This is a genomic window from Verrucomicrobiia bacterium (assembly GCA_036268055.1).
Taxonomy (GTDB): Bacteria; Verrucomicrobiota; Verrucomicrobiia; order Limisphaerales; family Pedosphaeraceae; genus DATAUW01.
This window is the reverse complement of record DATAUW010000009.1, coordinates 176,239-184,458: the sequence shown is the minus strand read 5'-3', so window position 1 is coordinate 184,458 and position 8,220 is coordinate 176,239. Positions and strand designations below refer to the sequence as shown.

At 54.9% G+C, this 8,220-nt stretch carries 9 protein-coding genes; 7 read left to right on the top strand and 2 right to left on the bottom strand.

The annotated features are described in order from the left end of the window. A partial coding sequence (locus VH413_03925) for a TIGR03790 family protein (GenBank protein ID HEX3797826.1) occupies positions 1 to 2,258 on the bottom strand: 2,258 nt, incomplete at its 3' end. Positions 2,259 to 2,480: 222 nt separating this feature from the next. Between VH413_03925 and VH413_03920 the strand changes: the two genes are divergently transcribed. The 5 genes from VH413_03920 to VH413_03900 all read left to right on the top strand — a co-directional run bounded on the left by VH413_03920 (position 2,481) and on the right by VH413_03900 (position 6,224). Further along, positions 2,481 to 3,236 carry a fumarylacetoacetate hydrolase family protein gene (locus VH413_03920; GenBank protein HEX3797825.1) on the top strand — a complete coding sequence of 252 codons (756 nt, stop codon included), beginning with the start codon at positions 2,481 to 2,483 and terminating at the stop codon, positions 3,234 to 3,236. 150 nt (positions 3,237 to 3,386) lie between these two features. Beyond that, positions 3,387 to 3,971 carry a hypothetical protein gene (locus VH413_03915; protein HEX3797824.1) on the top strand — a complete coding sequence of 195 codons (585 nt, stop codon included), beginning with the start codon at positions 3,387 to 3,389 and terminating at the stop codon, positions 3,969 to 3,971. Between the two features lie 21 nt (positions 3,972 to 3,992). Beyond that, on the top strand, positions 3,993 to 4,331 hold the full coding sequence (locus VH413_03910) for a hypothetical protein (protein ID HEX3797823.1): 339 nt from the start codon (positions 3,993 to 3,995) through the stop codon (positions 4,329 to 4,331). 70 nt (positions 4,332 to 4,401) lie between these two features. Continuing rightward, positions 4,402 to 4,854 (top strand): DUF6714 family protein, encoded by a 453-nt coding sequence (locus tag VH413_03905; protein HEX3797822.1) that lies wholly within the window; start codon positions 4,402 to 4,404, stop codon positions 4,852 to 4,854. A 104-nt stretch (positions 4,855 to 4,958) separates the two neighbouring features. Then, the gene (locus tag VH413_03900) at positions 4,959 to 6,224 is read left to right on the top strand and encodes an MFS transporter (protein ID HEX3797821.1); all 1,266 of its coding nucleotides are present in this window, start codon (positions 4,959 to 4,961) and stop codon (positions 6,222 to 6,224) included. A 6-nt stretch (positions 6,225 to 6,230) separates the two neighbouring features. Here the strand turns inward: VH413_03900 and VH413_03895 are convergent, their stop codons facing one another. Next, positions 6,231 to 6,593: a peptide chain release factor-like protein gene (locus VH413_03895; GenBank protein HEX3797820.1), complete on the bottom strand. Its 363-nt coding sequence runs from the start codon at positions 6,591 to 6,593 to the stop codon at positions 6,231 to 6,233. Between the two features lie 113 nt (positions 6,594 to 6,706). On the opposite strand from VH413_03895, the gene VH413_03890 reads away from it, so the two are divergent. Both VH413_03890 and VH413_03885 read left to right on the top strand, forming a co-directional pair. After that, positions 6,707 to 7,540 carry a site-2 protease family protein gene (locus VH413_03890; GenBank protein HEX3797819.1) on the top strand — a complete coding sequence of 278 codons (834 nt, stop codon included), beginning with the start codon at positions 6,707 to 6,709 and terminating at the stop codon, positions 7,538 to 7,540. Beyond that, complete coding sequence (locus VH413_03885; GenBank protein HEX3797818.1) at positions 7,541 to 8,194, top strand: DNA-3-methyladenine glycosylase; 654 nt, start codon at positions 7,541 to 7,543, stop codon at positions 8,192 to 8,194. It abuts the gene before it with no gap. The last annotated feature ends 26 nt before the right edge of the window (positions 8,195 to 8,220 follow it).

The following is an 8,220-nucleotide window of genomic DNA, read 5'->3' as shown; positions in this document are numbered from 1 at the left end:
ACAATGGCGTAAAATGGATGCAAGCCGACATCGAGGCTGGCGAGGTTCACCGCAAACGTCGCCGACGATTGGTTTGTCACCGCCGCGAGCAAGCCGCCCGTGCTGAAAAGTTGAATTGTATGGATGGCGACTGTGTTCGGCGTGACGGTGAATTGCAAAGTTGGTTGCGTTGAAGTGTTAGTGCCTGTGAGCGCGCCGTTAAATGTGGCCGTCAACGAAGTGTTTTTGACAATGACATTTTGCGTCGCGCGCGTTTGCGTATGGACACTGCTGCCTTCGTAAGCGACGGCTTCGAGTTCATGATAGCCGTCGGAAAGATTGGCGGTGGCGAGCGGAATCGTGGCCGAAAGATTGGTGACGCCGACGGTGACGTAAAGATGTTCGCGCGGTTGCAGGTCGTGGACATTGTCCGTGAGCGTGCTGGCGGTCAGCGGGGTAACGGTGACGGTGCTGAGGCCACTAAAAGCGACTTTGATTTGGGCCGCCGCGTAGCCTTCGCTTTGCGCATAGATATTCAAAATTGCCTGGGTTTCCGTGGCTTGGACGGCGTCAGCGGCATAAACGCCATCGGGACCTTGCAAGGCGGTCGTGCTGTTGATGGCGTTCACAATTTCCTGGGCGAAATCGGTCACGGTGGCGCCGCCGGAGTTGGTGACCGTGATGGAGACGGTGGTGCCGTTGGTTTTCGTGACGGTGAGTTGGGTGGTGGAATTCGCGAGGAGCGTGCCGCCGACAACGCATTGTTTGAAGCCTTGAGCGACGGTGTCGAGGAAGAACGAGGAGAGGTCATTGAACTGAAGAAAGGTGGTGAGCGGGGCGCCGGCGATTTCGGTGTCGGTGGCGATGGAGATTTGGGAGCCAGTTCTGGTGTAGGGCGCGGTGGATTGGAGTTCGATGCGGTCGCCATGCTGGAAGGCGGAGATTTTGGTATTGAGTTGGAAAGGGTTGGAGTTGAGGGTATTAACGAGGCCAGCGGTGACGGAATTAATGGTGGCATTCGCGGGAACGGTGTAGGTGGCGGAGGAGCCGTTGATGGTGACCTGGAGGGTTGCGCGCGATTGTGGGGGAATGTTGCTGATCGTGGTAAGGAACAGGCCGTCCACGAAGAGGTCGAGTTGCTGGAGCGGATGGCGGTAGTCGGAGGCGGTGAATTGGACGGAAAGATTCGTCGTGCCGGAGAGAACTGAATTGCTGCTAATGCCGGGCCACGTCCCGGTGCCTTTTTTCGCAAAGGGCGCGGCCAACGGTTCGCCGTAAACCAGCCCCTCGTAGATATTCGTCACACTTTGATAATAGCATTCGCCCAGGCTGAACCCGCGCGCCTGGTAAAAATAATTTTGCGAGTCGGGAAATTTTTCCTGGTAACCACACGGTTCATTTACGGTTCCATAACTGCCCGATGCGCCTGCCGCGGCAAAAGCCAGCAAGGTTGTTTGGCCGGTGTTCTCAAAAATTTGTCCACCAAATGAAGTCAGGCTGTCCGCCATTGTGCCGGGAACAAATAGTGGAATGGGACTGATGCCAAAAGCGTAGGTGCCATTTTGATAACCAAGAATCAATCCGCCGAAAAATGCGTTAAACATATTCGTGCGCGCGACGGAATAATTTCCCCGCAGCCGCGTGTTGAAGATCGTGTTGTCGAATTCGGAATAGCGGACGTTGCGCGCAGTATCGCTGCTTTTGCCTAACCAAACGGTTTGCGCAGGGAACGTGCCATCGCTTGCGACTCCCTGGCGCACGACCATTTCGGCAGTTGGCAAATCATCGGCGGTAATCATCGTCGCCAAAAAAGCAAGTGTGTTGGAAGAGGGCAAGGTGTTGCGAAAGATGCTTTCACTTCCAGTATAAGTGTCGGTGGTGTTGGTGGCGATTTCGCACATGGAAAGATCGTGCGGATCGGATTTGAAACCGTAGAACAAAGCGCTCGTCGTGCTGTTCAAGTCGCCGTCGTTCTGGGAATCGCCATTGATGCGGTAAGGAATATCCATGGACAACACGACGTAAAAAACCTGGTTGGTGAGACCGCGGCTGGAAACCATCGCGATCAGTGGATTATATAAAGCATTGGAATAATCCGCCGTGGTCCATTCGATGTTGCCGCCGGTCCAGTTGATGCGCAAAAGATTTTGCGGCGGCACATTGCGCAGTTCGCAATAATAATTTCCAAGCTGCACCGAATTGGTGCTGTTTTGATTGACGACCACCACGACATTGAGGCCGCTGCCATCCGCGTGAAGTTTTCCAACAGCCAGAAACAAAATGAGACAGGTTAAACCCAAAACTATTGTCCTATGCACGCAGTCATTATGTCATAGATTGGCCGGGAGTAAAGTTGCTCGTATGCCAGTTTCGCAAGGCGGCAAGCGATCTCCGCAACCGTATCTTTCTTCTCATTTGCCAATAAATACAGGCTTTTCGAGGGTCTTCCCGCAAATTCGCTTGCGATACGGGGCCGGGGTTTGCTATTAATCTCACACCGTATGGCAGCTATTGGGCGATTTCAAAAAGGCGACGAGATATTCCACGCCAAAGTGGTGGATGGCGAACTGTTTCGTTTGCGAGGCGATGTTTTCGGCAGTCCTTCCTTCGACAAAAAGCCGACGCCGTTCAAAGGCTTGCGGACTTTGACGCCGGTCACGCCGTCCAAGATTATCGCCGTGGGCCTCAACTACGCCGACCACGCCCGCGAAAGCGGCAAGCCGTTGCCCAAGGAGCCGTTGTTCTGGTTCAAGGCCACGACCTCGCTGATTCCTGACGGCGGCAAGATCGAAATTCCTTTTCCGCATCACCGCACGGATTACGAAGCAGAACTGGCCATCGTTATCGGCCGCCGCGTGCGCAATGTCACTCCCGCTGCCGCTGCGCGCTATATCCTTGGCTACACGGCCTCGCAAGACATCAGCGACCGCACCATTCAAAATGCGGAAAGCCAATGGGCGCGCGCCAAGTCTTTCGATACTTTCACCCCGCTCGGTCCGTACATCGAGACGAAGATTGACCCGCATGATTTGACCATACAGCTTTTCCAGAATGGTCAACTGCGCCAAAACTCGAACACCAACCAGCTCATCTTTAATTGTTATCACCTGGTTAGTTTCATCTCCACGAACATGACGTTGCTGCCCGGCGATGTGATTTGCACCGGCACGCCGAGTGGTGTCGGCCCGATTGAATCCGGCGATCGTTTGGAAGTGCGCATCCAGGGATTGGCTCCGCTGGTCAATACGGTTAAATAGCCAGTAGTCGTGCTGCCTGCATGACGGCGGTGTTTCCGATCATGCGTCCCTTTCTGAAAGATAAAGCGCTTCCATTTCCATTCGCGAGTTGCATCCTGCGCCGCTTGTGGTAAGAGTAGGTCAGTTCGCAGAGAGTTTGCAGCCAGCGTTATGAGCATGCTTGCCGCTTTGGCAAAACGATGGAATTACTCGGTGACGAGTCCGGGTGCCGGACGCCTCCTGTACCGCGAAGGCAATCGCGAATATACCTTTCCCATCTTTCAAGACCACGAAACTACTGTGCTCGTCGGCGTTCCATCTTCTCAACGCGTGCATCTCTTTTTTAATTGGTACGCCCAGCCGCAGGAATTTTCCACCGCCGCGCGCGACCGCATCATCCCGCGCATCGAGGAACACCTTCGCGCACGCGGGGTGCGCGTGCGCGTGTTCGAGCGCGACGAGACTGCCGGCAATTTCAGTTTCCATCCCGAGTTGCTTGAAAGCCGCGACCGCGCGATCGAACTTCTCGACGCGGCCGGCTGTGAATGGTTCACCGATTACAATTCGATTGATTTGTTGCACGCCGAGTATGGTCTCGAGGTGGGCGGCATTCAAAAAGACAGCGACGTGCGCATCATTGCTGAAACTTTGCAACAGGGATTTCCTCATTGGCATCATCAGAATGTTTGCGTCCACGACCACGGGCGCGAACCGGGTTGGACGGTGGCGTTGTGCATGTTTCCGGCGGCCCAGTGACGGCCGCAATCGCTTGATCAGATGATAGAATTGTGCATCGCGGGCTTTATCACCGTAATTATCTTCCTGCTGGTATTCTACCAGAACTATCGCGATAAGGCGCGGTGGCGGCGCATTTCTTCCGGCATGAGCCTCTTCGGCGACCGCGAGAATATCCCCCCGCTGGAACTGGAAGGAAATGTATTTGAACCGCACGAAAAGCGCGTGCTGATCATCTGGTCGGACAATAGCCAAACCGCTTTTGAAACCGTTTCCGAAGCCATCCGCCGCATTGACAAAGAACGAACCAATAAAAAAGCACGGGCTGGCCACGCTCGGATTTTCGCCTGGGACGGTGAAAGCTGGCGGCAACGGAAATAACCTCGGCTCCGTTGCGAATTGACTTTGACCGCTATTTGTCTAAATTAGGCGGATTACTGGGCTTATTGCTATGGCACTAAAACCAACCATCGAAGCGGCCTTCAAAGACGTTCCTTATCCCGGCGATAATAATATCACCCGGTGTCCTTATCATTGCTCCGAATGCCGGCGCATTGCCGAATTTTTCAAAGGCAAAACCTGGCAGGGCCATACGATCGAAGAGTTGCGCAAATACCACGTCGCGCTCAGCCTCTTTACCCCCGAAGCGTTCCATTATTTTCTCCCCGCGTTCATGCTCGTCTCGATGGTCGGTCACGAACGCGGCGATGTGATCCCCGATGCCATCCGTTTTCACTTTGAATATTCCCATGAAGTGCAAGGCCACTTCGCCGTGCGCATGAGCAAATTGTCCGCGGACCAGCGTGAAGCTATCATTGACTATCTCGTCCTCATGGAACGCCAGGGCGCGGGTTCTTCCGAACACGCCATTGACATGCTCAGCGAAGAATCTTCTTTCGTTTGAGATTTTTTTGCGTTGCTCAATCGTCTTTCTTCCGTTTCTTCAAGCAGGACTCGACCGCTTGCGAAACGATGTTATGCTCTCGCCCATGATGTTTGGATTTTCGTATGAGTGACGCCAGCGGTTCGTTGGAACAAACCGATCCGCTGGATTTGAAGCCCGCAAATGATCCGTATGGCGTGCTCAAGAACCGCGACTTTCTCCTCTATTTGATTGGCCGTTTCATCGCGTCCTTTGGACAGCAGATGCTCGCCGTCGCCGTGGGCTGGGAGATTTACGAACGCACGAACGCCACCATGGCGCTGGGATTCGTCGGGCTCGTGCAACTCATCCCTATGTTTCTCTTTACCTTTCCCGCAGGGCATGTCGCCGATAATTACAACCGCAAGTTCGTTATTCTCTGGATGCAGTTAGTCGTGGCTATCGCGTGCGCGGGACTCGCGGCCGTCTCGTTCGTTCAAGCCCCGGTGATGTGGATGTATGCGTGTCTCTTTTTGTTCGGCGGCGCGCGCACTTACCTTTGGGCAGCGAGCGCTTCGTTCATGCCGCAACTTGTCGAGCGCCATCAATTCGCCAAGGCCGTGACTTGGAGTAGCGGTTCGTTCCAGGTCTCCGCCGTGGCCGGGCCCGCTGCTGGCGGCGCGCTCATTGCGCTCACGCATACGGCGAAATGGGTTTACGTCATTAATGTCGTCGCTTCCATTTTATGCGCTCTGCTCATCGGCATGGTGCGAAGCCATCACAAAGTCGCCGCCAAAGAACCGATGTCGCTGCAAAACGTCGCCGCCGGTTTGAAATTCGTCTATCGCACGAAAATTGTTCTCGGCAGCATCACCCTCGATTTGTTCGCCGTCCTGTTGGGTGGCGCGTCGGCGTTGCTGCCGGTGTATGCGCGGGACATTCTGCATGTCGGGCCGAGCGGCTTGGGCTGGCTGCAAGGCGCATTGCCGATGGGCTCGCTTTTGATGTCCATCATTCTCGTGCATCGGCCGCCGTTGCAAAAAGCTGGCCGAACGCTTCTTTGGGCCGTGGTCGGTTTCGGACTTGCGACCATCGTGTTTGGTATTTCAAAGAACTTCTGGCTCTCGTTCGCAATGCTCTTTTTGTGCGGCGCGACGGATTATATCAGCGTCGTCGTGCGGCATACCTTGGTTCAACTACTCACGCCGGACGAAATGCGCGGTCGCGTTTCCGCCGTCAATAGTCTTTTCATCGGCACTTCAAATCAAATGGGTGAATTTGAATCCGGCTTTGTTGCAAGCTACACCTCGCCGCTATTTGCTGTCGTATCCGGCGGCGTTGGCACAATCATTGTCGTCGCCATCGTCGCCGCTCTCTGGCCGGAGATCCGCAAATACGGAAGGCTCGCCTAAACTTTTTCAATCATCCTGCCGCCGCCGGTCTTTTTTGATGAGCGCACGATGCCGCTTGTTTGCGACCATTCGCCGCTTCACCGCGCGGGGGCGTTTCGCATTTTGACGGCGGATTTTTTCACGATCGTGTTGCGCCGTTGCCTGTGCATCGCGCTCACGCTGTTGCAAGGCCATCAATAACCGCTCGCGCGCAAGTTGCCGGTTTATCCCCTGCGAACGCGCGTCCTGCACCGTCACCGCAATATTCGTCGGCAGATGCCGCAGGGTCACGCGGGTCGAAACTTTATTTACATTTTGCCCGCCCGGCCCGGACGCCCGCGAGAACGTCTCTTCAAGTTCCGCTTCATTTAATTGCGTGATCGGTTTCATGTGAGGCTTACTCCTGCGTTGAGACTAGCCCATCATCATAACGCAATCAAGCGAGTCCTTGCTGTATCGCGATTCAATTTGACTAATTAAAAAATGCCCTCGACCCTTATCTCATGGACGCAGCGCAACTGCCACCACCCGTAATCGAACCGCCAAAACCCGCCGCGTCGGGAACCGGCAAAGCCATCAAACGAGCCGCCGGACCGGTCGCGGCTCTCGGCGCTTTGCTGGCGAAGATGAAACTTCTGCTGCTGCCGCTCCTCAAGATATTGCCCTATCTGAAAACCGGCGGCACGATGTTCATCTCCTGCTGGCTCTATGCGCGAATCTGGGGATGGTGGTACGCGTTTGGATTCGTGATGCTGATATTCGTACATGAATGCGGACACTTGATCGCGGCCAAACGACTCGGTTTGAAAGTAGGCGCGCCGGTTTTCATTCCGTTCCTCGGCGCGCTGATTGCGCTCAAACAAGCGCCGCGCAATGCCTGGATTGAGGCGCAGGTCGGCATCGGCGGCCCGTTGCTCGGCGCGCTGGGCGCCGTCGCGTGTTATGTCCTGTATGCCTTTACCGGCAACGGCATCTTCAGCGCGCTCGCCTTCACTGGTTTTTTCCTGAACCTGTTCAACCTCGCGCCCATTGGATTTTTGGATGGTGGCAGAATCGTGACCGCTCTCTCGCCGTGGTTGTGGCTCGTCGGCGTCGTCGTCATCGGTGCGATGATGCTGATTCATTTTAATTTGATCTTGCTACTGATCTTTGTGTTCTCGTTGCCGCGATTATACTCGCTGTTTCGCAAAAAATCCGCCGTCGAACTGCGTTACTACGAAGTTCTGCCCGAGCAACGCTGGATCATGGCCATCCTTTATTTTGGCCTCATACTTTTTCTCGTGGTCGGCATGTTCGTCTCGCACGTCCAAATTCCCCATCCCGTGCAGGCGGAGTAAATGATGACCTCATTCACCGCGCTGCCGCGTTCCTTCTGCGAACCTTCCGCTGACATCGTCGCGACGCGTTTGCTCGGCCACTTTCTCATCCGCAACACTCCGCAAGGTCCATGCGGTGGCGCGATTGTCGAAACCGAGGCGTATCTCATTGGCGATGCCGCCGCTCACTCGTTTCGCGGCAAAACCAAGCGCAACCAGGTCATGTGGGGCGAACCCGGCTACGGCTACGTCTATTTTATTTACGGCAATCACTGGTGCTTCAACGTCGTCTGCCAGCGCGCCGGCATCGCCGAAGCCGTTTTAATCCGCGCCATCGAACCCACCTTTGGGTTCGATTTGCTGGCGGCGAATCGTTCGGTTAAACAACCGCACCAACTCACCAACGGCCCTGGAAAATTATGCGAAGCCATGAACATTGATCGCAGTTTCGACGGAGCTGATATTTGCGACATCGCTTCTCCAGTTTTTCTCGCCAGAAACCCGGATCTCAAATCATTTTTAAGACAAACCGGCCCCGTGCTCACGACGACGCGCATTGGCATCACTCAAGCCGCGGATTTGCCGCTGCGTTTTTGTCTCGCCAATAGTCATTACCTTTCGCGCCGAGTGACTGCGGCCAAAAACATTCTTCCTCCGCGCCGCGCCAAACGATGACGTTGCTTGTCCACACTTTGTATCTT

Bases quoted from the DNA above. Each gene is read 5' to 3' on its own strand.
- VH413_03920 (HEX3797825.1), top strand. From the start codon at position 2,481: ATGGCAGCTATTGGGCGATTTCAAAAAGGCGACGAGATATTCCACGCC.
- VH413_03915 (HEX3797824.1), top strand. From the start codon at position 3,387: ATGAGCATGCTTGCCGCTTTGGCAAAACGATGGAATTACTCGGTGACG.
- VH413_03910 (HEX3797823.1), top strand. From the start codon at position 3,993: ATGATAGAATTGTGCATCGCGGGCTTTATCACCGTAATTATCTTCCTG.
- VH413_03905 (HEX3797822.1), top strand. From the start codon at position 4,402: ATGGCACTAAAACCAACCATCGAAGCGGCCTTCAAAGACGTTCCTTAT.
- VH413_03900 (HEX3797821.1), top strand. From the start codon at position 4,959: ATGAGTGACGCCAGCGGTTCGTTGGAACAAACCGATCCGCTGGATTTG.
- VH413_03895 (HEX3797820.1), bottom strand. From the start codon at position 6,593: ATGAAACCGATCACGCAATTAAATGAAGCGGAACTTGAAGAGACGTTC.
- VH413_03890 (HEX3797819.1), top strand. From the start codon at position 6,707: ATGGACGCAGCGCAACTGCCACCACCCGTAATCGAACCGCCAAAACCC.
- VH413_03885 (HEX3797818.1), top strand. From the start codon at position 7,541: ATGATGACCTCATTCACCGCGCTGCCGCGTTCCTTCTGCGAACCTTCC.